The organism is Streptomyces sp. UG1 (genome assembly GCF_049974585.1).
In the GTDB taxonomy this organism is placed as follows: domain Bacteria; phylum Actinomycetota; class Actinomycetes; order Streptomycetales; family Streptomycetaceae; genus Streptomyces.
This window is the reverse complement of the sequence record NZ_JBNGGG010000027.1, coordinates 77,429-102,659: the sequence shown is the minus strand read 5'-3', so window position 1 is coordinate 102,659 and position 25,231 is coordinate 77,429. Positions and strand designations below refer to the sequence as shown.

Genomic DNA, 25,231 nt, shown 5'->3' with positions numbered 1-25,231 from the left:
TCCGCGAAGCCAGGAAGGCGACAATGACGCAACACCAGAGCACGCCCCGTCGCCCGCAACCTCCCACCGGATGGCGGCGGCTGGCGTTCCGACTCCCCATCCGCCTGTATCACGCCGGACTGGGGCCACTGCTCGGCAAACGCTTCCTCCTGTTGCACCACACCGGTCGCAAGTCCGGGCGCGAACGCCAAGGGGTGCTCGAGGTGGTGTCCTACGACCGGGACACGGACACCTGGACCGTCGCCTCGGGCTTCGGCCCGAAATCCGACTGGTACCAGAATCTGCGTCATCGGCCGCAGGCCGTCATCCAGTTCGGCAGGCGACGCTTCTCCGTCACGGCTCACTTCCTGTCGCCCGAGGAGGGCGCCGACGTCATGGCCGACTACGCCCGTCGACACCCACGAGCCGCCCGCCGCCTGGCCTCGCTCATGGGCTTTTCCGTGGACGGCAGCGAGGCCGCCTACCGGCGCATCGGAGAGGCCACCCCGTTCGTACGGCTCGAGGGCACGCCGCTGCCTTCCTCATCCTGACCAGAGCGAACCCCGTTCGCGCACCATCGCGGTCAGCGTCTCCTGGATGGTGTCGCGGACCTCGTCCGAGAGCTTGTGGACGAACATCGGGTCCTCCAGCGTCTGCGGGGAGTAGTGGTCGGTCCGGACCGGCTCGCCGAACCGGATCGTCCACTTGGTCGGCAGGGGCACGGCGCCCAACGGGCCGAGCAGGGGAAATGTGGGCGTGATCGGGAAGTAGGGGAGGCCGAGGCGCCGGGCCAGGGGGCGGGCGTCCGCGATCATCGGGTAGATCTCCTCGGCACCCACGATGGAGCAGGGCACGAGGGGGGTCCCGGTGCGCAGCGCGACGGCCGCGAAGCCGCCCCGGCCGAAGCGGCGCAGCCGGTACCTCTCGGCGAACGGCTTGCCGAGCCCCTTGTAGCCCTCGGGCATGACGCCGACCAGTTCGCCGCGCTCCAACAGCCGCAGTGCGCTGTCCATACAGGCGACCGTGTGGCCGGCCCTGCGGGCCAGTGTGCGCAGGACCGGCAGTTCGAAGACCAGGTCGGCGGCGAGCAGCCGCAGCGCCCGGTGCGCGGGGTGATGGTCGCGCAGGGCGATCTGCAGCATGAGCGCGTCCATCGGCAGGGTTCCGGAGTGGTTGGCCACGATGAGGGCGCCGCCCTCGGCCGGTACGTGGTCCAGGCCCTCCACATCGACGCGGAAGTACTTGCCGTACAGCTGCCGAAGAGGCGCCAGCAGGACGTCGTCGGTGAGTTCGGGGTCGTAGCCGAAGTCGTCCACGCTCTGCTCGTCGGTGAGACAGCGGTCGAGGAGGTCGCGCCCCCGGGCCAGGGCGAGCATGCCCTGGGCGACCGTCTCCAGGAACAGGTCCCGGGGGCTCACCCGGTCCATACGCCTCTCCTCCTGCTCTCTCCGTGGACGGATCTCTCTCAGTAGACAAACGGCACCAACTTGGCCGTCTTCTTGGAGTACTCCTGGAAGGCGTCGCCGTATCGCTCGGCCAGGTACTTGTCGAGCATGGGGATGTTCAGGAAAGCGAACATGCACGCCATGATCGCCGGGATGACGAAGGCCCACGGACTGCCCGTCACCAGCGCGAATCCGGTGAAGAGCACGACGTCACCGAAGTAGTTGATGTGCATGGAGTACTTGAACAGGCCCTCGGTGTAGAGCTTTCCCTTGTGCTCCGGCACCTGCTTCCACAGCTTGCGCTGGTACTCCGAGCCGGTGTTGAGGTACGACCCGACGAGGTAGAGCACGACGCCGAGCCAGGCGAACGCGCCCACCGAGGCGGCGTTGGTGCCGCCCAGGTAGGCCATCGTGCCGTGGATGATGACGACCCAGACGCCCACGGTCGCGGCCTCGGACCACTCCATGCTGCGTTTGAGCATGACGAAGGTCGTGGCGATGAACCGGAGCAGGTAGATCGCCGACAGGGCGAGAAGGAGTCCACGACGGAGCAACTCGGCCTGGTCGAGGTGGATGCCGAACCAGTCGGCCACGGTGTCCGTGCCTCCGAAGAGGAACCAGGCGGCCATCACCACGGCCGCGGTGTTGCACGTGGTCACCAGCGTCTTCGGGCCGATCGACGTGTCGTACCCGCCGTACATCTCTCACGCTCGCTTTCCATGGGGGTGGGGGGGTGGGAAGTGAGGGGTGCCGCAGGGGGGATCGGTCCCCTATGACCGGGCCTTGGCCAGGTTGCCGGTCCGGCTCCTCGACTCGGCCGTGCGCCTTTGGCGGGTGCCGTTCGTCCCCTTGGAACCGTTGCCGCCGGCCGCGGCCTGGGTGTCGCCCGGTTCGCCCGCCGGGGCGTTCGAGTGGGCCGCGGCCTCCGCCTTGAGGCGGTCGCGCAGCTGCAGGAACTTGGCGTTCATCTCATCGACCGCGATGAGCTTGTTCACACCGCGCTCGCTCACCTTGGGCTCCTGACGGAGCATGATGCCCACGTCCTGCGGGTCCTGGACGAGCCTCTCCATGAGCAGCGACGCCCGCAGCACCCAGGGCCGCAGTTGCTTGACCGGCACCATGGTCCGCAGCCTCGGGTACTCGTACAGCCGCATGATCGCCAGGGTGTTCTCGTCGTCGATGGGGGTGAGCCAGGTGGTGATCTCCAGGAGCCCGGTCTTGACGTGCGTCAGTCCCGGTGCCTGGTAGATGAGGTTGAAGTGGGAGCTGTTCTCCGGATTGGCCTCCTCGCACTGGTCGAAGGTGGAGCGGATGGTGGTCCCGTCGACCTCGACCTCGTGGTTGACGATCTTGTTGGCGGCGAGGTAGCGGTCGCGGCCGTCCATCCAGAAGTTGCGCGCGGTGCCGTACATGAAGGTGTAGTCGATGTTGTTCGTCCAGTGATCCCGGTGCACGAAGGTCACGTGGTAGAACTCGAGCAGGCTCTCGATGTAGCGCGTGTAGTGGATGGGCCGGGTCCACGAGATGGTCTCGTAGGGCCTGGGATTGCTCACGAGTTCGGTCGGCAGCTCGATCGCCGGAAGTTCCTCACGCTGGTCTCCCCACCACAGCCAGACCAGGCCGTGCTCCTCACGCACCGGGTAGGTACGCAACTTGAGCGAGGCGGGGATGCGCGCGTCGGAACCCAGGGCGGGCACCACCTTGCAGGTGCCCTCGGCGTTGAAACGGAAGCCGTGGTAGGGGCACTCGACGGTGTTGCCCTTGAGCCGGCCGTCGGCGATGTTGGCGCCTTTGTGGGGACAGCGCGCCGTCTGGCACACGAGGTTGCCGTCGAGGTCGCGCCACAGGACGAGTTCCTCGCCCAGACGGCGCACCCCGGTGGGCTTGTCGCGCTTGATGTCACCGGTCTGCAGGATCGGGTACCACTGGTTGGGGATCATCCGGCTGTCTTCCTCTCGTCACCCGCGCCGTGGCGGACCAGGCGCGGTGTACTGGCGGATGGGCGGCACCGGTTCAGCCGTCGACGACCTCGGCGACACCGGTGTCGCCGTCGACCATGACCATGTCGCCCGTGTTGATGCGCTGTGTGGCGTACTTGGTGTTGACCACCGACGGCACGTTGAACTCCCGCGAGACGATCGAGCTGTGGGAGAGCATCGATCCGACGTCGGTGACCACGCCGCCGGCGATGGCGAAGAGCGGCGTCCAGGAGGCGTCGGTGTAGCGGGTGACCAGGATCTCCCCCGGCTGGAACTCGTCCGCCTGCCAGACCAGGTCCTCCACGATGCGGGCCCGCCCGACGATCCGTCCCGGGCTGGAGCCCAGTCCCTCCAGGCGCGTGCCGCCGGCCGCGGGCCGCACCGACCGGGTCGGGTCGTGCTCGCCGATGAAGGTCAGGGGCGGCTCGGGCAGCCGGTTGTGGTAGTCGTGCGCGCGCCGGCGCTCGTCCAGTTCCGCGCGGGAGAACGCCTCGCGGCCCGTGCGCGTACCGGCCAGGTAGGCGCGGACATCCTCGAAGTCGAGGTACGCGACCTCGTCCAGGGAGTGCAGGACGCCCTCCGCGCACAGCCTGCGGCCGACCTCGTACACCACGTTCCTGACCAGCCAGATCGACGTGATCATCGACATGCGTGTGGTCTCGCGCAGCTCGCTGCACAGGGAGTACATCGCGATGACCGTCTCCAGCGTCTTGCGCTGGGGCAGCGGCAGCTTCTCCAGCGCCGACCGGGCGTCGCCCTCCGCCCGGGCCCGGCTGCGCCCCATGATGTCGTCGACGGAGAACCCGTCGGCGGCGTAGCGGCGGATCATCTGGAAGATGTACGCGGGGTCGTCGATCCAGCGCGGATGAGTGAGCTCCATCTCCTGCCGGCCGCGGGTGCCGTTGGCCCGCAGGAACGGTTCCATCTCGGCGTTCCAGAAGGCGCGGCCCTCGTCGTCGTCGCGCAGCCGGCGCGCGATCTCTTCCAGCGGCGCCTCGTCGATGATCTTCATGACCCGCGGCCGGGCCTTGGCGGCCTGGGCGACCTTCCAGATCTCCTGGGCGGAGGCCACGGTCCGCAGGCTGGACATGTCGGTCTTGAGGCGGTTCTGCAGATTGTCGCCGTCGGCCCCGAGCCACTTCCGGCACAGCTCCGTCAGGACTCCGTAGAAGCCGAACGCATTGATGTAGTAGGGCATGTAGCCCACGTGTGCGTCGTGGAAGAAGTCGAGGTAGCGGATGAGCTCGGCGTTGAGCTCGCGGCGGCTCATCCGGGTGAGGTCCAGTCGCCGTGCGCGGTCGAACTCGTACAGCCGGGTGGCGACCATCTCCTCGGCGCGGTGCTTCATGGTCAGCATCTCGGTGGCCGTCGACCGCACCCAGTGGAGAGTGGACAGAAGGTCCTCGACGCCGCCCGGGAAGGTGCCGAAGGGGTTGTCGTAGGTGGAGAGGTCGGCCTCCTCGCTGACGAAGCGGCTGGTGAAGTGGCGCTGGTCGCGGGTGGGCAGGCACTGGCCCAGCAGATGGGCGGTGTAGGAGATGTTCAGATAGACGTGGCCCTGGAGGTAGCCCATGTGCAGGTCGACGTCGCCGGTGTCGCGGACGCCGAGGGCGGCGGCGCAGTCGCGGTGCACGTGCTGCTGGTAGTAGCGGGCGAAGCTCAGGCCCAGCGGGGACATCAGGCCGACGAAGATCTCGCCGATGTCCATCCTGGACCACAGCGTGCCCTGCCGCACCGCGTCCGGCTGCGGTGCGACATAGGGGCTGTGCTTCTCCTCGGCCGTGTTCTGGCGGGGCCGTGTGGTGATCGGCCTGGTCTGCAGCAGATACAGCGTGCCGTCCCGCAGGGCCCACTCGATGTCCTGCTCGGTGCCGTACTGAGCACGGACGTCGAGGGCGAGCCGGGCCAGCGCGGTGAGCTGTTCGCGGGTCAGGCACGGGGTGTTGCGGTCGGCGGCATCGACCTTGGTCATGCCGATGGTGCCGGGGGTCACGGAGGCGCACTTGGTCACCTTGTAGCGGACGCGCTCCTCGACCACCTCCAGCGTGCGGTCGTCGACGGCGAAGAAGTCGCTGGAGACACGCCCGGACACCAGGCCCTCCCCCAGGCCGCAACAGGCCTCCACGACCATCCGGTTGGGCTGTCCGCCGACCGGATCGACGGTGAACAGCACACCGCTGACGTCGGCATGGACCATCTCCTGCACGACCACGGCGATCGAGCCCGCGGAGCCGCTGTCCCGGTAGGCCGCGGCGCGGTCGGACCAGAGCGAGGCCCAGCAGGTCTTGACCGCCTCCAGCAGCGCCTGGTCACCTGCGACGTCCAGGACGGTGTCGTGCTGTCCGGCGAAGGACTGGGCGGCGGAGTCCTCCCGGCAGGCGGACGAGCGGACGGCGACCCGCGGGCGGCCCAGGTCCTCGTAGGCGGCGAGGACGGTCCGGGCGACGGCCTCGGGTATCTCCCGGTCGACGATCAGTTCACGGATGGTCCGGCCGTCCGTACCGCGTGCCTCGGCGGCGCGGATCTCGGCCGCCAGACCGGTCTCGCGCAGGAAGAGGTCGAACAGGCCGGTGCTCAGACAGAAGGCGGGCGGGACCGGAAGGCCGGCTTCGGTCATCTCGCCCAGCCGGGCGGCCTTGCCCCCGGCCGTCTCGACGGTGGCGGCGGTGCGGCCGAGGACGATCACCAGGTCCGCGTGCGGCGCCTGCGAGACCGCCGCGGCGGCCGGGGTGCTGTCGGTTCGGGTGTCCATGATGAGATCTCCTGGCCTGTCAGGCGCTGTGGGCGGGAGAGTTGGTGCCGACGAAGGCGCGGAACGGCTGACCGGGGATGACCCGCGTGGCCCGCACGTCGGTGAAGCCCGCCTTCTCCATCTGGGAGGCCAGTTCGTCCGCCCGGGGCAGGGGGCCGCCGAAGTCGGCGTACGTGAACCAGAGGTTGAGCACGTCGAGGCCGAGGTTGCCGCCGCCCTGGCACGACGTGGTGAGCAGCAGCCGGCCGCCGGGGGCGAGGAGGGAGCGAGCCCGCTGAAGCGCCTCGACGCGTTCGGTCTCGGGGAAGTAGTAGATGTTGTTGTGGAGGGTGACCAGGTCGAACTGGGGCTGCAGGTCCAGCGTGCGCAGGTCTCCCTGGCGGGTCTCCACGCGCTCGGCGAGGCCCCATTCGGCCATGTTGTCGGCGGCCCGCGCGGCGACCTCCTCCTGCAGGTCGACGGCGACGGCGGTCAGCCGGGGATTCGACTCGGCGGCGTAGCGCACATAGGCACCCGTCCCGCAGCCGATCTCCAGCAGCCGGACCGGGCCGTCGCGGTCGAGCGTCCGGTCGATGGCGGCCTGGACCATGGCGCGCAGCGCCAGGGACGAGCGGGCGATGACGGTTCCGTCCTGGTCCTCGAGGGAGAAGCGGCGGCCGGCGCAGAGCATGCGGGGCGCGTCCAGCAGCACCGGCACATGGAAGCGCAGGATCTCTTCGAGGGCCGCGGCGACGGCGTCGTTCCCGGGCTGGGCCAGGAGCCTGGCCGTGGGGCTCTTGACCCGGTAGCAGCCCTCGCGCCGGCCCAGCTCACCGAGCCGGACGCCGGTTTCGAGCCAGGCCCGCAGCCGGGGGCGGTCGTCCTCGGGGATGTCCAGGTACTCGGCGAGGCTCTCGAGGTCGCACGGGCGTACGGCCAGGCACCGCAGGACGCCCGAGCCCGCGGCGGAGGCCAGGAACGCCGCCCGGTACAGCGGGTTGACCAGTGCGGTCGACAGCGTCAGCAGCACCGGGTTGCGCGGGTCCGTGACGATCTTCACCACGGTCAGCGCGTCCGTGAGCGGTTCCTCCACCCGGTGCTTGACGTTCCTGGCCAGGCTCAGCAGATCCATGAGGGTTCCCTCTTCGGAGTGGGGAGTCGGTCGGGCGCGTCCGGGGCCGGCCGGCCCGGCTCGTCGGTGAGCCGGGCGAGTTCGCTCCGTATCTCGCGCAGGAGTGCCGGCCGCGAGAGGCCGTTGAGGAAGAAGTGGCCGCCCTCCAGGTGGTGGTGGAGGAGGGAGCCGCTGGTGTACGACCGCCACGCCTCCACGGAGGGGCGCGGCGCGATGGGGTCGCGGGTGGCCGAGAACGCGGTCATGGGACAGTCCAGCGGGGCCCGTGGAACCCAGCGGTACTCCTCGCACGCGGTCAGGTCGGCGCGCAGCACGGGCAGGCGCCGGTCCAGGTAGGCGCTGCCGATGGTGTGGTCGTCGCCGAGGCCGCCGAGGGCGCGGACCAACTGCCGCAGGTCCGCGTCGGACAGCGTCCGGTCGTCGCGGTCGCCGTAGAGGTGGGGCGCCCTGCTCCCGGACACGAACAGGTGCCGGGGGGCGCCGTGTCCGCGCTCGCGCAGCTCGCAGGCGACCTCGTAGGCGACCAGTGCGCCCATGCTGTGGCCGAACAGGGCGTAGTCATGGGCGAGGTCGCCCTCGATCAGCGCTTGCGCGATGTCGCGGACCAGTGGCCGCATGGCCGAGTAGGGCCTCTCGCGCATCCGCAGCCCGCGCCCGGGCAGCAGCACGGGGACGACCTGCACGCCCGCACCCAGCCCGGCGTCCCAGCCGCGGTACACGGAGGGGGTGCCACCCGCGTACGGGAAGCAGATCAGTCGTAGCGGCGCGGCATGAGCCCCGCCTGCGGGCGTGAGCCCCGGAAACCAGCCGACGGCGGGTGGCCGCGGGGCCGTGGCGGGCCCCGGCGGCCGCTCGGTGATGGGCACGTGGATCCTCGCAGTCCTCGGTCGTCGCTGTTCGTGGGTGTTGGGGGTGCCGGTTTCAGCGAGGGACGTGCTTGCGGCCCTCGGGCGAGTTCAGCCAGGCCAGGGTGAGGTCCATGCCTTCCTGGAAGCCGACCTCACTCTTGAAGCCGAAGTCGTCCCGGGCGCGGTCGATGGCGTAGGACTGGTCCCGGTCGAAGAGGTGGACGGCGTGCCGGGTGAGTACCGGACGGGCCTTGACCCCCAGGGCGCCGTAGATCTTCTCGGACGCCGTGGCCACACCGCGCGCCAGCGGCGTCGGCAGGCTGAAGGCCGGCGGCCTGACGCCCAGGCCGTGCGCCAGGGCCTCCACGTACTCGCGCCAGGTGGTCAGATCGGGGTCGCGCAGGTTGTACGCCCGGCCGGCCGCGGTCTCGGAGGTGCAGGCGGCGATCATGCCGTCGACGAGGTTGCCCACGTAGACGAGTCCGGCCGGGACGTCTCCCCCGCGGATGTACACCATCTGCCTGGTCAGCAGGAGGGTCGCGATCTCGATCACGAAGTCCTTGCTGCGCGGCCCGTAGACCGAGACCGGCCGTACGACGGTCAGGGGCAGTCCGGCTCGCTCGGCCGTCTCCCGCACGGCGCGCTCGCCGAGCACCTTGCTGCGGTTGTACGGCAGCCCGATGTCCCGCGGCTGCGCGGACTCGTCGCAGGGCCTGGCCGGGTAGCCGTAGACGTCGGTGGTGCTGACGTGCAGGAAGCGTTCGACGGTGCCCGCGTGGTGCGCCGCCTCGACGAGGCGGCGGCTGCCGTCGACGTTGATGCTCCGGAATTGCTCCCAGGGGCCCCAGTCTGCGGACATGCCGGTGCAGTTGTAGACGTGCCGTACGCCGGCCGTGGCGCGGCGCAGGCTGTCGGGGTCGCCGAGGTCACCGGTGGCGATCTCGACGTCGACGCCGTCGAAGGCGGAGCGGTCGCTGCCGTCGCGGACCAGCACCCGTACGCGGTGGCCGTGTTCGGCCAGCCGCCGGGTCAGGTGCCCTCCGATGAAGCCGCTCGCGCCCGCGACCAGCACGTCCGCGCCGGAGTCGGGCAGCGGGACATGCGGGGCTCGGGAAGTGGCCTCCGGCAGGGCTTCGGAGGACGTTTCGCCGAGTGCGGTCCGCTCCGCCGCCCCGGAGGCCGTGGGGGGAGTCTCGGTCGCGTGGTCTGCCATGGCACGCCCCAGGATGTCGAGGGAATGTTCCAGGTCTTCTTCGCTGTGGTCGGCGTTGATGAAGAAGCGCAGGCGGCACTCGTCGCGGGCGACGGCCGGGTAGCCGATGGGCATCACGTTCACGCCCCGCTCCAGCAGGGTGTTGGACAGCGCCATGGTCTTCTCCCAGTCGCCGATGATGACCGGGATCACCGCGGACGCGCGGGAGACGCCGATGTCGAGGCCGCGGGCCCGGGCCTCGTCGCGGAAGTGCTCGGCCAGGCGCCGCACCCGGGCCACCCGCCGCGGATCGTCCCTGACGACCCGGATCGCCTCCAGGGCCGCGGCCGTGTTCGCCGGCGAGATTCCCGTGCTGAAGATGTGCAGGGGCGCGGTGAACCTGAGGTACTCGATGAGCGGGCCTCGGGCGGCGATGTAGCCGCCGAGGCTGCCGAGTGCCTTGCTCAGCGTGCCCATCCACAGGTCGACGTCGCGGCGGTCGACGCCGAAGTACTCACCGATGCCCCGGCCCGTGCGGCCCAGCACGCCGATGGAGTGGGCCTCGTCGATCATCAGCATCGCGCCGTGACGCTGCTTGACCTCGATGAATCGGAGCAGGTCGGGGATGTCGCCGTCCTGGCTGTAGGCGCCCTCGATGAGCACCAGTGCCCGGCGGTGCCGCGCGCGCAGTGAGCCCAGCATCGAGTCCAGGGCGCGCCAGTCGTTGTGCGGGAACGGCCTGCGCCGCGCTCCGGACAGGATGGCGCCGCGTACGGCGCTGTCGTGGATCCACTCGTCGTGCAGGACCAGGTCCTCGGGGCCGAGGATGTGGCCGATCGTCGCCACGTTGGTGGCGTGGCCCCCGGCGAAGACGATCGCGTCCTCCGTGCCGAGGAAGGAGGCGACCTCGGCGTCCAGTTCATGGTGCAGCGGGGTCTCGCCGAACAGCAGAGGCGTCGCCGAACTGGACGTGCCGTAGCGGTCGATGGCCTCCTGCGCCGCCTTGCGGACGCGCGGGTGGTGGGACAGGGCGAGGTAGTTGAAGGACGCGAAGTTCAGCACGGTACGGCCGTCGACGGTGGCGCGCCCCGCGTTGTGTCCCTCGTGGATGCGGCCGTACGGGTTGGCGCCGCTCGACCTGGCCTGGCGCAGCCTGCCCTGCAGCTCCGCGTACTCGGGCCACTCCTCGAAGTCCCGCTCCTGCCGGGGCGTGCGTTCTTGGAGGGGTTCGGGCAGGGGTTCAGGCAGGGGTTCACCGCTCGCGACGGCCGGTGCCGGCTCCGGGCCGAGCAGGTCGGCCAGCTCCCGGACGCTGGGGTCGTCGGACAGCGACTGGCGGTGCCTTTCCAGGCATCCGGGGTACTGGCGGGCCAGCGCCCGCTCCAGTTCGGTACGCATCAGCGAGTCGAAACCGAGGTCCCTGCCCAGGTGCGCGTCCAGGGAGATCTGGTCGACAGGGAAGGAGCACACCCGTGCGACGTGTTCGAGGACCACCCGGCGCCCGTCGGGCTCGCCGACCGACGGCACGGGGGTGGTGAACGCGGACGCGGCTGCATTGGCCGGTCCGGTGGCCTCGGTCGCATCGGTCGCGCCGGTCGTATCGCTCGTATCGCTCGCGGGATTCTGCATCGTCGGCGCCTCCTGCGTGGGCGACGTGAACCAATACGGCCGGCGCTCGAAGACCGTGTGCGGTACGGGCACGCGCTCTCGCCGGTGTCCCTCGTCGAGCGCCGCCCAGTCCACCTCGCCGCCGGCGCAGTGGAGGCGGCCGAGCGACTGCAGAAGGGTTTCCCAGTCGGAGCTGCCCACCGGACCGCCCCTGCGCAGCGAGGGAAGCCACAGCATCGGGTTCTCGCGGTCCGGGGATGTCGTCGTGCGGGCCAGATTGAGCAGGGTGGGGTGTGGGCCGATCTCGACGAAGGCGTCACAGCCCAGGCGGCGCAGCGTCGCGAATCCGTCGGCGAAGCGGACCGTGCCGAGCATGTGCTCGGCCAGGTCGTCCGCGCCGATGCGCCCGGTGATCTGCTCGCCGGTGCCGTCGAAGATCCACGGAATGCTCGGCTCCGCGAACCTCACGGCCCGGGCCGCCTCCCGCAGTGGCCCCGCGGCACCGGCCATCAGCGCGGAGTGGAAGGCGTGGGAGACGGCCAGCGGCCGCACCACGACGTTCCGGTTCTGGAGCAGGGACCGGGCTTCGTCGATCTCCGCTCGGGCCCCGGAGAGGACCAGGTGGTCGGGAGCGTTGACGGCGGCCACCGAGACGGAGGCGAACGCGTCGGCGACCGAGTGGATCACGTCCGCGGCTCCGACACAGGCGATCATCGCGCCGTCGCCCGGCTGTTCGTCCATGTGCCGACCGCGTACCGCCGCCAGCGTCAACGCGTCCTCCAGCGACATCACACCGGCCACACACGCGGCGCCGTACGCCCCGATGCTGTGGCCGAGCAGCGCGGCCGGCCGCACGCCCAGCGACATCCACACCTCGGCGAGGGCCACCTCCAGTGCCACCAGGGCGGGTTGGCAGTAGCGGGTGCTGCGCAGCCGGGCTTCGCCGCCGTCGGTGAAGAGCAGGTCCGGCAGCGGCACGCCGAGGCAGGGACGCAGTACGCCGTCCGCGCGGTCGATGGTGCGGGCGAAGCCGCCGTGGGTGTCGTAGAGCCCCTTGCCCATGCCGGTGTACTGGGTGCCCTGGCCGCTGAAGAGGAAGGCCGTCTTCGGTGCCGGGCCGGACCGGGGCCGGTCGCGGACCACGGCGGTCGACGCCTCGCCGCGGATCAGGGCGTCGAGTGCGGTGTCCAGGGCTTCGGCGGAGCCGCCGGTGACGACTGCACGGTGGCCGAGGCGGGGGCGGCCCGTGTTCGCCGTGTGGCACAGGTCGGCGATGTCCGCGTCCGGGCGGGCGGCCAGGTGGGTGCGCCACTTCTGGGCCAGCGCGGTGAGTGCCGTCGGTGTGTGGGCCGAGAGGCACAGCGCGTGCACCGGGCGCCTCGGTGGAGCCGTCCCGTCCCGGGGCCGCTCGGGGGCCGCTTCGAGGATCAGGTGGGCGTTGGCGCCGCCGAACCCGAAAGAGCTGACGGCGGCCCGTGCGACGGTCCCTTCCGGGAGGCTCGTGAGTCGCGTCGGCACGTCGAGCGCCGCATCGCGCACCAGATGGCGGTTCGCGGTGCGCAGGTGCAGGGTCGGCGGTACCCGGCGGTGGCGTACGACGTGGGCCGCCTTGATCAGGCCGGCGATGCCCGCGGCTGCCTCCAGGTGACCGATGTTGGTCTTGACGGAGCCGACGAGGCAGGGCTCGCCCGCCGCGCGGTCCCGGCCGTAGACGGCGGCCAGCGCCTCCCACTCGACGGGGTCGCCGAGCGCGGTTCCGGTGCCGTGAGCCTCGACGTAGTGGATCTCGCCGGGGGCCAGGCCCGCCTGGTCCAGGGCCCGTTCGCAGACGGCTCGTTGCGCCGAACCCTTCGGAGCCGTCAGACCGTTGCTCCGGCCGCCGTGTCCCGTCGCCGAGCCCCGGATCACGGCGTGGATCCGGTCGCCGTCGGCCAGCGCGGCGGAGAGGGGCTTCAGCAGGACGAGGCCCGCGCCCTCGCCGCGCGCATAGCCGTCGGCGGAGTCGTCGAAGGTGCGGCAACGGCCCTGCGGCGACAGCATGTTGCCCGCGGCGAAGGCCACGGAGAGACCCGGTGTGACCACGAGGTTCACACCGCCGGCGAGCGCCGCCGTGCACTCCCCGCGGCGCAGGCTGTCACAGGCGAGGTGGACGGCCAGCAGCGACGACGAGCACGCCGTGTCGACGGCGAGGCTCGGCCCGTGCAGGTCGAGCGTGTACGACAGCCTGTTCGCGGCGATGGAGTGGGCGTTACCGGTGGCGCCGTGGACGTCGATGGCCTCCAGTCGGCTCATCTGCAGCTCGGAGTAGTCGTGGCTGCTGATGCCGACGAAGACTCCGGTGGCGCTGCCCGCGAGCCGGCCCGGGTCGAGGCCGGCGTCGTCCAGGGTCTGCCAGGCGACCTCGAGGAGCAGCCGCTGCTGCGGGTCCGTGCGGGTGGCCTCCCGCGCCGACATGCCGAAGAAGCGGGCGTCGAACTCGTCGACGCGGTCGAGGAAGCCGCCGTATGCCGGCGCGTTCACCCGGCCGGCGTCCCAACGGCCGCGGGGCACCTCGGTGATCGCGTCGCGGCCGTCCACGAGGAGACGCCAGAAGCTGTCCGCGTCGGGTGCCCCGGGGAAGCGGCAGCCGACACCGACGATCGCTACGGGCTCGCCCGGGCCGGCCGGTTCCCGGACCCCGTCGAGGGAGGCGTTCCCGACCGGGGCCTGAAGGGAATGCGCCTCTCGTGTCGCCATGGGCGCGTCGTCGGCGCCGAGGTGATGGGCGATGGCGCGCACCGTCGGATGGTCGAAGACCGCGCCGGTGGTCACCTCACGGCCCGTCACCGAGCCGAGTTCGGCCACGATCTCCACGGCCTGCTTCGAATCCAGTCCCAGGGACGCCAGCGGCTTGGTGGCGTCGATCGCCGCCGCCGGCAGTCCCAGACGGCCCGCTATCCGCTGGACGAGCCAGTCCTCGATGGCCTCGGGCCCGTGCGGCGCGGTCCGCCGCGCGGCGTCGGTGGACTCGGGGCCGGGCGGCACCGTGTCCGCCCCGGGCCGCTCGCCGAGGAAGCGGGCGATCAACGTGTCGACCCGTGGCCGCACGAGCAGTTCGCCGATCGGGATCGCGGTGCCGAGCCGTCGCTCCAGCTCGCGCACGGTGGTCAGGAGCGTCGGGTAGTCGAGGTCCAGCTCGGCGAACGTCCAGTCGGTGATGTCCGGGGCGTCGTCCGCCGGGGCGAGGCCGGTCAGCGCCTCGGTCACCGCGTCGATCACCACTCGCCCGCGCCGGTCGGCGGGCAGCCCGGTGAGCGCCCCGTCGGCGGCCGGGGCCTCGGTGTCCCGTGTGACACTGGCCGCGATCGCGGTGAGCCTGAGATCGAGGAAGTCCCGCTTGGACGCCTGGCGCTGGATCTTGCCGCTGGTCGTCTTGTGCACCGTCGACCGCTTGAGCAGGAGGACGGCGTGGGGTGTGACGTCGTGCGCCTCGGCGATGGCGGTGCGCAGCCGCGCCAGCAGTTCGGGGGCGTTCTCGACCCGCCGGCCCTCGACCTCGTAGGCGACGACCATCTCCTCGGCGCCGTCCACCTCCACCGAGAACACGGCACCGCTGCCCGTACGCAGACGCGCGTCGGTCCGCTCCGCGGTCAGCTCGATGTCGTGCGGGTAGTGATTGCGGCCCTGCACGATGACGACGTCCTTGGTGCGGCCGACGACATACAGGTCGCCGTCGCGCAGGAAGCCGAGATCGCCGGTGCGCAGATGGGGTGTGTCGTCCTCTCCTTCGATACGGGCCCGGAACGCCTCGTCGGTGGCCTCGGGCCGACGCCAGTAGCCGTGGGCGACGTTGCCCCCGGCGATCCAGATCTCCCCGATCCGGTCCCGTGTCGTGATCCGTCGCCGCGTGCCCGGGTCGACGATCGCGACGTCCACGCCGTCGACGGCCGGGCCGCACCCGACGACCTCGCTCACCCGGCCGTCATCCGTCCCGGCCGCGGGCTGGACCGTGCCGTCCCCCAGGGCCTGGGACGCGAAGGTGCCGACGGTGGGCGCCACGTCGGCCGGCACACCGGTCACCATCAGCGTCGCCTCGGCGAGGCCGTAGCACGGCAGCAGGGCGCTTTGCCGGAAGCCGCGGGACGCGAAGCGGGCGGTGAAGCGCCGCAGGGTGTCGGCTCGCACCGGCTCGGCGCCGTTCAGCGCCAGCCGCCAGTGGCTCAGGTCCAGGCTCTCGCACTGCTCGTCGGTGATCCTTCGGACGCTGTGCTCGAAACCGAAGTTGGGCGCGACGCTGGTGGAGGCCCGGGTGCGGGACAGTGTCTGCAGCCACAGCAGCGGCTGCCGTACGAAGGACATGGGCGCCATCAGGTGCGCGGGGAACCCCCCGTACAGCGGGGTCAGGATGCCCCCGATGAGGCCCATGTCGTGGTACGGCGGCAGCCAGGAGACCATGGCCGAGTCGGCGTCGTGCCGCAGTCGCCGGTGGATCGCGCGGAGGTTGTGGATCAGGTTGTCGTCGCCGACCATGACGCCTTTGGGGGACGACGTCGAGCCCGAGGTGTACTGGAGGAAGGCCGGTGCCTGCCCCGAAGGCCCCGGGGCGCGCCAGTCGTCGGCGTCGGTGGTGTCGGGTCCGCCGGTCACCAGCCAGCGCAGGCCGGCCAGGCCGAGCGCGGCCAGTTCGTCGTGCCGGCCGGCCACGAAGCGGGAGATCTCCCCCGTCGTCAGCGCGTGGGTGGCCCTCGCGTCCCGGGCGATCGCGGCGAGGCGGGGCATGGTCCGGCCGAACCGCCGGGTGTCCGGTGGGTACGCCGGTACGGCGATGGCTCCCGCGTACAGGCAGCCGAGGAACCCGGCGATGTAGTCGAGCCCCGGCGGGTGGAGCAGCAGGACCGGCTTGCCGGCCAGGTTCTCGCGCTGCAGGAGGACGGCCACCGCCCTGACGCGCAGGTCGAGTTCACGGTAGGTGAGCGATTCGCCGTCGCCGCCGGTGCCGGCGCCGGTGAGGAAGCGGTACGCGAGGGCGTCCGGGCGCTGTTCGCAGTGGTGTCGCAGGAGCCCGGCAACGGTCGTCGGTTCCTCGCCCCGCCGGGAGGTGCCACTCGGGCCTTGGTTCATGAGCGTCTCCGTCACTTTCCGGGCAGGGCCCGCGCAGGCCGGGCCGCGCCGGCGGTCTCGCACAGCCGGCGGTAGTCCGTCTTGCCGTTGGCGTTGCGCGGCAGGGCGTCCAGGCGGGTCGCCGTCTGCGGGAGCATGTAGCGGGGCAGATACCGCGCGCAGTGCCGCTTGATCTCGATGAGGCCCGGCCCCCGGCCGGAGGTCCGCAGCGTGTAGTAGAGGGCGATGCGCCGGTCCGCGCTCTGCGTGTCGACGACCACGGCGGCGGAGGAGATGTCCGGGTGCCGGAGCACGGCGGCTTCGATCTCTCCCAGTTCGACGCGGTAGCCGGAGAGCTTGACCATGCGGTCCTTGCGGCCCCGGTAGACGAGTTCGCCCCCTTCGTAGCTGACGAGGTCACCGGTGGCGTGGCGACCCTTGCAGTGATCCGCCGCCGCGGGCTCCGTCTCCCGGCGCCAGTAGCCGGGCGTGACGCAGTCGCCTTCCACGACCAGCTCGCCGAAGGCGTTCTCCCCGTCGAGCACTCGCCCGTCCTCGTCGACGACAAACACCCGGGCGCCGGTGACCGGTCGGCCGATCGGCACGGGTTCGACGCGGGTCAGGTCCTCGGGGCCGACGCGGTGGTAGGTGCAGACGTTGGTCTCCGTGGGGCCGTACAGGTTGTACAGCTCCGTCGCGGCGGGCAACAGCTCGGCCAGCGCCCGAAGTTGTGGGATCGGGAAGACCTCGCCGGCGAACAGGACGTAGCGCAGGGTGCGGGCGATCTCGGGCGTGAGCGCTCCGGACGCGGTGAGCAGGTGCAGCACCGACGGCACGGAGTACCACACGGTGACGCCGTGCTCGCGGATGCCCGCGGCGAGCGCGGCAGTGTCGCGCGTCCGGTCGTCGGCGACGATCCAGACGCGAGCGCCGGCGGACAGCGCGGTGAACAGGTCGAAGGTGGACAGGTCGAAGTTGAACGAGGCGTGGTTGGCGAAGACGTCGTCCGGTCCCACGAGCAGTTCGGCACGCGCCCACCGGATGAAGTTCGCCAGGTTGCGGTAGCTGATGCGGACGCCCTTGGGCGTGCCTGTCGAGCCGGAGGTGTAGAGGATCGAGGCGAGGTCGTCGCGGTCCACGGCGGGCAGGAACACGATGTGCCGCGCGGCGCCGACCGCGAAGCCCTCCCAGTTCTCCACCGAGGCCCGGGTGCCGGCGGCCGTGGGCAGGGTGTGCGGTGGTTGGTCGGCCGTGCCGTCCGACACGACGATCGTCCTGACCGAGCCCGGCAGTTCGAGGCCGGCCAGCAGCCCGCAGTGGTGGCGGTCGGTGAAGAGGGCCACCGGTTCGCAGTCGGCGAGGATGGTGCGCACCCGGCTCGCCGGCTGGCCGCCGTCGAGGGGAACGTAGGCGCAACCCGCCTGCAGCGCGCCGAGGATCGCCTCGGCGTAGCGCGGCTGCTTGTCCATCCAGATCGCCACGCGGTCGCCGACCACGGCACCGATGCCGAGGAGCCCCGAGGCCACCGAGGCGACGCCCGCCTGCAGCTCGCCGTAGGTCACCGTCCGCTCCCCCACGAGGGCGGGACGGGCCGACTGCTCCGGTGAGAGGGACCGTGGCAAACGGATCAACGCGGTGTCGGACTCGCTGGTCGTGTGCGTCATGTCTGCTCCCGTCACCCTTGCCTCACGCCGCCGAGGGCAGCACACCGACCTCGCGGGCCGCCTCGACGAAGATCCCCGCGGCGTTCTCCAGGTCCTCCCGCGTGTGCTCGGAGGTGACGCTGACGCGCAGTCGGGCGTCGCCGAGCGGCACTCCCGGGAAGACCACCGTCTGGCAGTAGAGTCCGCGGGCCCGCACCGCGCGTCCCATCTCCATGGCCTTGCGCTCGTCGCCGATGACGAGGGGCAGGATGGCGCTCCGCGTGTTCTCCAGGTCGAAGCCCGCGTCGGCCAACTGGCCGTGCAGCAGGCGGATGTTGGACCACAGGCGCGTGATCCGCTCGGGCTCCGACTCGATGACGTCGATCGACGCGATCAGTCCGGCGGCCACTCCGGCCGGGATGTTGGCGGCGAACACGTACGAGTTCGAGTAGAAGCGGAGGTACTCGACGACCTCCTCCTCGCCGACGACGAAGCCGCCCATGCCCGCCAGCGTCTTGCTCATCGTGCCGAGTTCGAGGTCGACCTCGCCCTTGAGGCCGAAGTGCTCGGTCGTGCCGGAGCCCCGCTCGCCCAGGACGCCGGTGGCGTGGGCGTCGTCGATCATGATCCTGGCGTCGTACTCCTTGGCCAGGCGGACGATCTCGGGCAGGTCGCAGATGTCGCCGTGCATGCTGAACACGCCGTCGGCCACGATCAGCCGGCCCCCGGACCGGTCGTCGGCGCGCTTGAGGATCCGCTCCAGGTCCGCCATGTCGTTGTGCTGGTAGATCTTGCGGATGCCGCCCGAGAGCCGGGCGCCGTCGACGATGCTCATGTGGTTGAGCCGGTCGACCACGAGGGTGTCGTAGCTCTTGACGAGCGCGGAGATCGCACCCAGGTTGGCGGCGTAGCCGCCGGGATAGACGATGCAGGCCGGGCGCTGCTTGAAGGCCGCGAGCCGGCGTTCCAGCTCCTTGTGGAGAACGTTGGTGCCACCGATGAAGCGGGAGCCGGTGTGGGTCGCTCCGTAGGTGCGGGTGGCGTCGCAGACCGCCTCGATCACCTTGGGGTGGTTGGCGAGACCGAGGTAGTTGTTGGAGGCGAACATGAGGAACTCGCGTTCGCGGCCGACGAGTTCGTCGAAGATGACGGCCCGGTTCCCGCACCGGGACCGCAGCGGCATCCCGTACCAGTAGAGCTGTTCGGCCTCGCGCCGCCGCAGGTACGTGCCGAAGCTGCGGGCCTTGGCGAACAGGTCCCGGCTGCGCTCCTCCACGAAGTCCTTCATGGAGCGGCCGTCCCACTCGGGGTCGTCCTCGGCGGGTCCGTCGCCCGCCCCCGGCCCGGGGAGCGGGGCGACGTCGACGGACGGCGCCCGGTCCGCGGGCCCGGTGCTCTCGCGGGCGGAGCGCAGCCCGGCCGCGAGTGCGCGCAGGGACGTCGCGCCGCTCGGGTCCACCAGGCCGTCGGCGAGGCCGAGTTCGCGTGCGGCGTCGGCGACGATCGAGGCGAGGACGACGGAGTCGATGCCGAGCTCGCTCTCGAAGTCGGCGTCGACGGGCAGTTGGTGACGCTGGTACTGGGTGTGCCGTTGGGCCGCGGCGACGACCGTCTCCAGCACCGCGTCGCCGTTCCCGCCCGCGTCGGCACGGCGTTCGGCGGGACCGGCATCGCCGCCCAGCGCCTGCTCGACGGCGTCGACGAGCTCTCGGATCGTCGTGGGCCCCGCGGCCAGCGGTGGGCTCAGGGTGAAGTGCTCGTTGACCGACGCAAGGATGGACTCGAGGATCACCGAGTCGATCCCGAGATCCGCCTCGAAATGGCTGTCGGGCAGGAGGTAGGACTCGTCGTACAGCGTGCGGGAGGCGACGATGTCCACGATCTGCCGGTGGACGGCTCCGCCGTGCCGGGTGTCCCCCGTGGCGTTCGTCATCGGACACCCTCCCCCTCGCGCTGGAGCCGTTCGACGAGTGACGCGATCGCGTCGACGGTCCGGAAGTTCGCCGGGGAGACCTCCCGCAGCGGAACGGTGATCCGGAAGCGGTCCTGCAGGTAGTGCACGAGAGAGAAGATCTCCGCCGAGTCGATGATGTTGAGTTCGGCGAGGGGGACCTGCGCGTCGAGCCCGTCGGCGTCGCCGTCGAGCCAGACCTCGGCGATGTGGTCGATGATTGACTGCTGGGTGCTCATGGTCGTCCTCGGCTGTGTGTCCGGCAGCCCTTGGCCGGGTTGCCACGGGTCGACGGCGGCGGTGGCGGGTGGGGTGCGTGCGGTCATGACGAGGCCGTGGAGGTGGTGTGCCGTTCCAGCAGCTCGGCGACCTGGCCGATGGTGTCGCCGGGCGAGGCGGCGTCGTCGTCGATGGGCACGCCGAACTCCGACTGGATCACCAGGAGCAGTTCCACCAGGAACAGGGAGTCCATGTCGAGGTCCTCGAACGTGGTGTCCGGGCCGATCTCGGCGCGGTCCACCTCGAAACGGTCGACGAGAAGGCCGACCAGCCTGCCGTACATCGCACTCATGGCTGAGCTCCTGCTCTCTCTCGTTCTCGGTCGTCGGCGGGCTGCCGTCGGTCAGGACCGGTCCAACTGCGGCCAGGTCAACACCGCCGATCCCCAGGTCAGCCCGCCGCCGAACGCGGTGAGCAGCACCCGCTGCGCCGGCTGCAGCACCCCCCGGGCGTGCGCCTGGTCGAGCGCGAGGGGGATGGACGCGGCCGCGGTGTTCCCCACCTCGGCGATGTTGTTGAAGCACCGCTCCCTCGGCAGCCCGATCCCCTCCGCGACGTGGTGGGTGATCCGGAGGTTGGCCTGATGGCTCACCAGGTGGTCGACGTCCCCGGCGTGCCAGCCCGCGCGGGCGAGCACGGCCTTCGCCGACCCGGTCATACGGCGTACCGCGTGGCGGAACACGTCCTTGCCCGACATGGCGAAGTACGTCTCGCCCGCGTGCGGCGCCACCCCGGACAGGCGCTGCCGCGAGCCGCCCGCGGGCACGGTGATGAGGGTCTCGCCCTCTCCGTCGCTGCCCAGGTCGAAGGGGCCGAGCGCGCCGGGTTCGGTGCCGGTGCCGGAGCGCAGGACCACGGCGCCGGCTCCGTCTCCGAAGATGACGGAGGTGGACCGGTCGTCCGGGTCGAGAAGGGTCGAGAAGGTCTCCGCCCCGATCACCAGGACCCGGTCGGCCACCTCCGCGAGGATCAGGCCCGCCGCGGTCGCCAGCCCGTACACGAAGCCCGTGCACACGGCGGACACGTCGTAGGCGGCCGTCCCCGTCATGCCCAGGCGGGCGGCCACGACCGGAGCGGTCGCCGGACAGGGGCGGTCCGGCGTGGTCGTGGCCACGATCACGGCGTCCACGGTGGGCTCGCCCGAGGACTTGAGGGCCTTCGCGCCCGCCCCGACGGCGAGGTCCGAGGTCGCCGTGCCCGGCGCCGCGAAGTAGCGCTGTTCGATGCCGGTCCGCGACCGTATCCAGGCGTCGGAGGTGTCCAGCCGCGTGGCCAGCTCGTCGTTGGACACGGCCCGGGCCGGCAGGCAGCTGCCGACGCCGGCCATGACCGCGGCCCGGTTCACCGGAGTCCGCCGCAAGGGTTGCCGACGGTGCCCGGCTCCGGCCTGTCCGCACGACGTGTCACCACGTGAGCTCCTCGTCTTCCGGATCCCATCTGCTGTCCGAGCCGAGTCTTGCCCGGTGGCCTGACCGATGACTTACCGAGCACTGACCGATGACTGACGCGGCGTGTCACCACGGTTCCGGGGCCGTCCGTGACTCCTGGGTCCCCGATGGCGAGGTGCCGGCCGGTCAGCGAGCCGTAAGCCATCCGTCAGCGGGCGGTCAGCCCCGGGGCCCAGACTCGGTACGGCGAACACCGGCCTCCGGAAAGGTAGGGCGCATCCCATGAGTGCGATGTACGGCAGGCTGGTCGGCCTTCTCGTCGACCGCTTCGAGGTGGACCGCGCCGAGATCGGCCCGGACACCACGTTCGAGGACCTCGACATGGACTCCCTGTTCCTGGTGGAACTGCTCCTGGTGATCCAGTCGGAGTTCGGCGTGCCCATCGACGACGACGCCGCCTCGCCCGGCGACACCATCGGCCAGGTCGCCGAGCTGCTGGAACGGCACACCACCTCCACGGCCTCGTCATGACCGCACGCACCCCACCCGCCACCGCCGTCACCGGGATCGGTCTGGTCACCGCCGCCGGCATCGGTGCCGACGCCACCTGGCAGGGGGTGTGCGCGGGCAGGTCGGCCGCCGCCCGGAACCCGCTGCTGGCCGGCCTTTCCGTGGACATCTCCTGCACGGTCCCGGGCTTCTCCCCGCGCGAGCACGTGGGGCGGCGCAGTTCCCTGACCCACGACCGGTTCATCCAGCTCTCCATCGCCGCGGCGCGCGAGGCCGTCGCCGACTCCGGCCTGGACCCGCAGACCTGGGACGGTGCGCGCGTCGCAGTGGTCGTGGGCTGCGGTCTGGGCGGTGTGGCGACGTGGGAGACCCAGCACCGGCGCATGCTGGAGCAGGGGCCCCAGGCGGTGTCCGCGCTGCTGATCCCGATGCTGGTGCCCAACATGGTCGCCGGCCACCTGGCCATGGACCTGCGCGCTACGGGCCCCAACTTCGTCACGGCGACGGCCTGCGCGTCCGGGGCCACCGCGATCGGCGCCGCGCTGCAGTTGCTGCGCGACGGCAGTTGCGACGTCGTGATCGCGGGTGGCGGCGAAGCCGGCGTAAGTCCCCTCATGGTGACCGGCTTCGCCCAGATGGGGGCGCTGTCGAGGCGGCTCGACGAACCCTCCGCGGCCTCCCGGCCGTTCGACGTGGACCGCGACGGGTTCGTCATCGGCGAGGGCAGCGGCATGCTGGTCCTGGAGCGGGAGGCGGACGCACGGGCCCGGGGAGCGCGTGTCCGCGCGAAACTGGCCGGATACGGGGCGTCGGCCGACGCCCACCACATGACCGCCCCGGACCCCGAGGGCGCCGGCGTCGTCCAGGCCCTGCGCACGGCACTGGCCGCGGCGGACGTCATGCCCGACGAGGTGGATCACGTCAACGCCCACGGCACGTCCACGCCGCTGAACGACGCGGCGGAGGCACGGGCGGTGCGCAAGGTACTCGGCGAGGGCGCCGCCGTGACGTCGGCCAAGGGCGTCGTCGGTCACACGCTGGGGGCGGCCGGTGCGATCGAGGCCGCGCTGACCGTGCTCACCGTCGAGCGCGGGACCGTTCCTCCGACGGCCAACATGCAACGGCTGGATCCCGGCATCGAGTTGGACGTGGTCGCCGGGTCCCCGCGCCGGCGCGGCGTGGAGGTGGCGGTGAGCAACTCGTTCGGCTTCGGCGGCCAGAACGCCGTCCTGGTCGTCACGGCCGCGTGAGCGGCCGGGCGCGGTCGACGGATCTTGTCCGGAAAAAGCCCCGGCCAGTCGGCCACGACATCGGAAGAATCCGACAGGTGACCAAACGAATCCTGATTCTGCAGCGCGTCGTCGGCGTCCTCTACATCATCGCGGGCGTCGGCAAGTTCTTCCCGGAGATCGAGTCGGTGGAGCAGCGTCTCGACGACGCCGCCGACGCCAACCACGACATCGCCGTGATCGGGGACTTCACCGACTGGCTCGCGGGGTACCCGACGGGCGTCACCGTCTTCGTCGCGGCCGCGATGGTCGTCAGCGGCCTGGTGCTGATCCGCAACCGGGAACTGGTGCTCGCCGCGCTCTACGGACAGTTGCTGATGCTGGTCCTCTTCGTGATCATCCTGGTCAGCAGCGTGCCCCAGATCCTTGTGCTCGACGCCGCGTTCTTCGCCGCCGCCGTCTATCTGATCGTGGTGCACCGCCGTGCACCGGCCGCGTCCTCACATCTCGTCCCGGGAACCCGGACAGACACCGATACGTAGAGGCCCGATGCCCATGTCCTTCGCCCTTCCCCATGACGAGCTCGCCCACCTGGAGACACAGGTCCAGGGGGCGCTGCGCACCGCCGACGACAGCGCCCTGGACGTCCTGAGCCATGGCGAAGTCACCGTGGTGCTCCGGCTGCGGACCGACCATGGCGCCTACGCCTGCAAACGGCTCCCGGTCTTCCCCGACCGGGCGCGCTTCGAGCGCTACCGGCACGGTCTGGACGAGTACCTGCGACGCCTCACCGACGGCGGCCTGAACGTCGCGGACACGGAGCTGTGGCACACCCACCGGCCGGACGGACGGGTCGTGGCGTACTGCGTGCAGCGCGCGCTGCCGGAGCGGCGGCTGTGCTCCCGGCTGCTGCACACCGAGGACGAGACATGGGCCAAGGACTTCTTCTCCCGCTTCCTCGACCAGGTCGACCGGGCCGTGTCCCCCACGCTCGGACTGGACGCCCAGGCGTCCAACTGGTTCGACATCGGCGGTGAGCTGGTGTATCTCGACGTCACCACCCCCCTGATGCGGGACGACCGTGGCCGCGAGAAGCTCGACGTACGGCTCTTCTTCACCTCGCTGCCGTGGGGGCTGCGCGACGCCGTCCGGCTGTCGATGAGCAAGTCGATCTTCGACAAGTTCTACGGGACGCGCGGTGTACTCCTGGACTTCCTCGGCAATCTCCACAAGGAGCGGCTCGGCCCGCTGATCCCGGCTTTCCTGGATCAGGCCAACGGCCGGCTCACCGAGCCGATCACGGCCGGGGAAGTCGCCGCCTACTACCGCGGTGACGCCCGGATGTGGGAGCTGATCCAGCGGCTGCGCAAAGCCGACCGCTTCTGGCACTTCAACGTCCTGCGCCGCCCCTACCCGTTCCTGCTGCCGCCGCCCGTGGACCGCTGACGTGAGCACCGTGACCACACCGCCGGCCCGCGTCACGGTGCCCGGGCTCGACGACCGCCTGACTCTCGATCCGCAGCGGCCCTTGTACGTCTGCCATGTACGCGGGCCCCTGACCCTGTCCGTCGTGTCGATCGCATGGCTGCACGCGATCGGCGACCGCGCTCGTACGGCCCTCGCGTCCCGGCACCTCAGCGATGCCGAGTCGTTGCAGGTGCGGCAACTGGCCCTGCCCAAGCGGCGCTTGGAGTGGCTGGCGGGACGCCTGGCGCTCAAGCACGGGGTATGCGCCTACCAGCGGCGGCACTTCGACGCGCGGACCGCCACACGCGATGTCCACATCAGCGCCGTCACCGACGGTCTGCGGGCCGGCAGACCGTGGGTCGACCTCCCGGTCGAGGTCGGGCTGTCCCACTCGGCGGACTTCGCCGTCGCCGCGTGCGGACCGCGCGCCGTCGGCATCGACATCGAGCGCACCCGGCGCATGCCCCCGATGCTCACGAAGCTGCTCACTCATCCGCCCGGTGCGCCGACGGACGCGGAGTCCGCCGGCGTGCGGGCCATGCCGCTGTCCTTGCGCTGGGCGTGCAAGGAGGCGGTGCTGAAGCACTTCGGCTTCGGACTGCGCGTCGACCCGCAAGAGGTCGAGTTGACCGGCTGGCATCCCGACGGCCGCTTCTCGTGGCGTGCCGGGCCGGGCCTGAGGCGTCATGTGTCCGAGGGCGACGGGACGCGGTTCGACAGTTGGGCACGTGAAGTCGACGGCTACTCCGTGGCGTTGGTGTGGCGATAGGA

Annotated in this window: 18 protein-coding genes; 6 read left to right on the top strand and 12 right to left on the bottom strand. The window is 71.2% G+C overall.

Translation table 11 applies throughout. The features are described from left to right. Positions 1-23 precede the first annotated feature (23 nt). On the top strand, positions 24-530 hold the full coding sequence (locus ACP4J3_RS28515; protein WP_426538921.1) for a nitroreductase family deazaflavin-dependent oxidoreductase: 507 nt from the start codon (positions 24-26) through the stop codon (positions 528-530). On the opposite strand, the gene ACP4J3_RS28510 is transcribed toward ACP4J3_RS28515, so the two are convergent. The 12 genes from ACP4J3_RS28510 to ACP4J3_RS28455 form a co-directional block, all read right to left on the bottom strand. Beyond that, positions 522-1,406, bottom strand: a complete 885-nt coding sequence (locus ACP4J3_RS28510; protein ID WP_426538920.1) for a lysophospholipid acyltransferase family protein — start codon at positions 1,404-1,406, stop codon at positions 522-524. The genes ACP4J3_RS28515 and ACP4J3_RS28510 overlap by 9 nt on opposite strands. 38 nt (positions 1,407-1,444) lie before the next feature. Further along, positions 1,445-2,125 carry a DUF1295 domain-containing protein gene (locus ACP4J3_RS28505; protein ID WP_426538919.1) on the bottom strand — a complete coding sequence of 227 codons (681 nt, stop codon included), beginning with the start codon at positions 2,123-2,125 and terminating at the stop codon, positions 1,445-1,447. Between the two features lie 69 nt (positions 2,126-2,194). Next, positions 2,195-3,364, bottom strand: coding sequence for a Rieske 2Fe-2S domain-containing protein (locus ACP4J3_RS28500; RefSeq protein WP_426538918.1), 1,170 nt, complete (start codon positions 3,362-3,364; stop codon positions 2,195-2,197). A 73-nt stretch (positions 3,365-3,437) separates the two neighbouring features. Next, positions 3,438-6,155: a PEP/pyruvate-binding domain-containing protein gene (locus ACP4J3_RS28495; RefSeq protein WP_426538917.1), complete on the bottom strand. Its 2,718-nt coding sequence runs from the start codon at positions 6,153-6,155 to the stop codon at positions 3,438-3,440. 19 nt (positions 6,156-6,174) lie between these two features. After that, positions 6,175-7,266: an SAM-dependent methyltransferase gene (locus tag ACP4J3_RS28490; protein ID WP_426538916.1), complete on the bottom strand. Its 1,092-nt coding sequence runs from the start codon at positions 7,264-7,266 to the stop codon at positions 6,175-6,177. Continuing rightward, positions 7,254-8,132 (bottom strand): thioesterase II family protein, encoded by an 879-nt coding sequence (locus ACP4J3_RS28485; protein ID WP_426538915.1) that lies wholly within the window; start codon positions 8,130-8,132, stop codon positions 7,254-7,256. The genes ACP4J3_RS28490 and ACP4J3_RS28485 overlap by 13 nt, the downstream gene beginning before the upstream one ends. A 55-nt stretch (positions 8,133-8,187) precedes the next feature. Then, complete coding sequence (locus tag ACP4J3_RS28480) at positions 8,188-16,014, bottom strand: aminotransferase class I/II-fold pyridoxal phosphate-dependent enzyme (RefSeq protein WP_426538914.1); 7,827 nt, start codon at positions 16,012-16,014, stop codon at positions 8,188-8,190. A gap of 11 nt (positions 16,015-16,025) precedes the next feature. Beyond that, positions 16,026-17,657, bottom strand: coding sequence for a D-alanine--poly(phosphoribitol) ligase (locus ACP4J3_RS28475; RefSeq protein ID WP_426538913.1), 1,632 nt, complete (start codon positions 17,655-17,657; stop codon positions 16,026-16,028). 22 nt (positions 17,658-17,679) lie between these two features. After that, a complete protein-coding gene (locus tag ACP4J3_RS28470) occupies positions 17,680-19,569 on the bottom strand; it encodes an aminotransferase class I/II-fold pyridoxal phosphate-dependent enzyme (protein WP_426538912.1) in 1,890 nt (629 codons plus the stop codon). Continuing rightward, the gene (locus ACP4J3_RS28465) at positions 19,566-19,913 is read right to left on the bottom strand and encodes an acyl carrier protein (protein ID WP_426538911.1); all 348 of its coding nucleotides are present in this window, start codon (positions 19,911-19,913) and stop codon (positions 19,566-19,568) included. Before ACP4J3_RS28465 ends, ACP4J3_RS28470 begins: the two co-directional genes overlap by 4 nt. Beyond that, complete coding sequence (locus tag ACP4J3_RS28460; RefSeq protein WP_426538909.1) at positions 19,910-20,158, bottom strand: acyl carrier protein; 249 nt, start codon at positions 20,156-20,158, stop codon at positions 19,910-19,912. The genes ACP4J3_RS28465 and ACP4J3_RS28460 overlap by 4 nt, the downstream gene beginning before the upstream one ends. A 51-nt stretch (positions 20,159-20,209) precedes the next feature. After that, on the bottom strand, positions 20,210-21,211 hold the full coding sequence (locus ACP4J3_RS28455) for a beta-ketoacyl-ACP synthase III (protein WP_426538910.1): 1,002 nt from the start codon (positions 21,209-21,211) through the stop codon (positions 20,210-20,212). A 325-nt stretch (positions 21,212-21,536) separates the two neighbouring features. Here ACP4J3_RS28455 and ACP4J3_RS28450 point away from each other — a divergent pair, with 325 nt between their 5' ends. From ACP4J3_RS28450 to ACP4J3_RS28430, 5 genes are all read left to right on the top strand, one after another. After that, positions 21,537-21,785 carry an acyl carrier protein gene (locus tag ACP4J3_RS28450; protein ID WP_426538909.1) on the top strand — a complete coding sequence of 83 codons (249 nt, stop codon included), beginning with the start codon at positions 21,537-21,539 and terminating at the stop codon, positions 21,783-21,785. After that, a complete protein-coding gene (locus tag ACP4J3_RS28445) occupies positions 21,782-23,014 on the top strand; it encodes a beta-ketoacyl-[acyl-carrier-protein] synthase family protein (RefSeq protein WP_426538908.1) in 1,233 nt (410 codons plus the stop codon). Before ACP4J3_RS28450 ends, ACP4J3_RS28445 begins: the two co-directional genes overlap by 4 nt. A 77-nt stretch (positions 23,015-23,091) precedes the next feature. Beyond that, the gene (locus ACP4J3_RS28440; RefSeq protein WP_426538907.1) at positions 23,092-23,535 is read left to right on the top strand and encodes a DUF6041 domain-containing protein; all 444 of its coding nucleotides are present in this window, start codon (positions 23,092-23,094) and stop codon (positions 23,533-23,535) included. 7 nt (positions 23,536-23,542) lie between these two features. Beyond that, the gene (locus tag ACP4J3_RS28435) at positions 23,543-24,439 is read left to right on the top strand and encodes a DUF6206 family protein (protein WP_426538906.1); all 897 of its coding nucleotides are present in this window, start codon (positions 23,543-23,545) and stop codon (positions 24,437-24,439) included. Position 24,440: 1 nt separating this feature from the next. Further along, on the top strand, positions 24,441-25,229 hold the full coding sequence (locus ACP4J3_RS28430; protein WP_426538905.1) for a 4'-phosphopantetheinyl transferase family protein: 789 nt from the start codon (positions 24,441-24,443) through the stop codon (positions 25,227-25,229). Positions 25,230-25,231 lie beyond the last annotated feature (2 nt).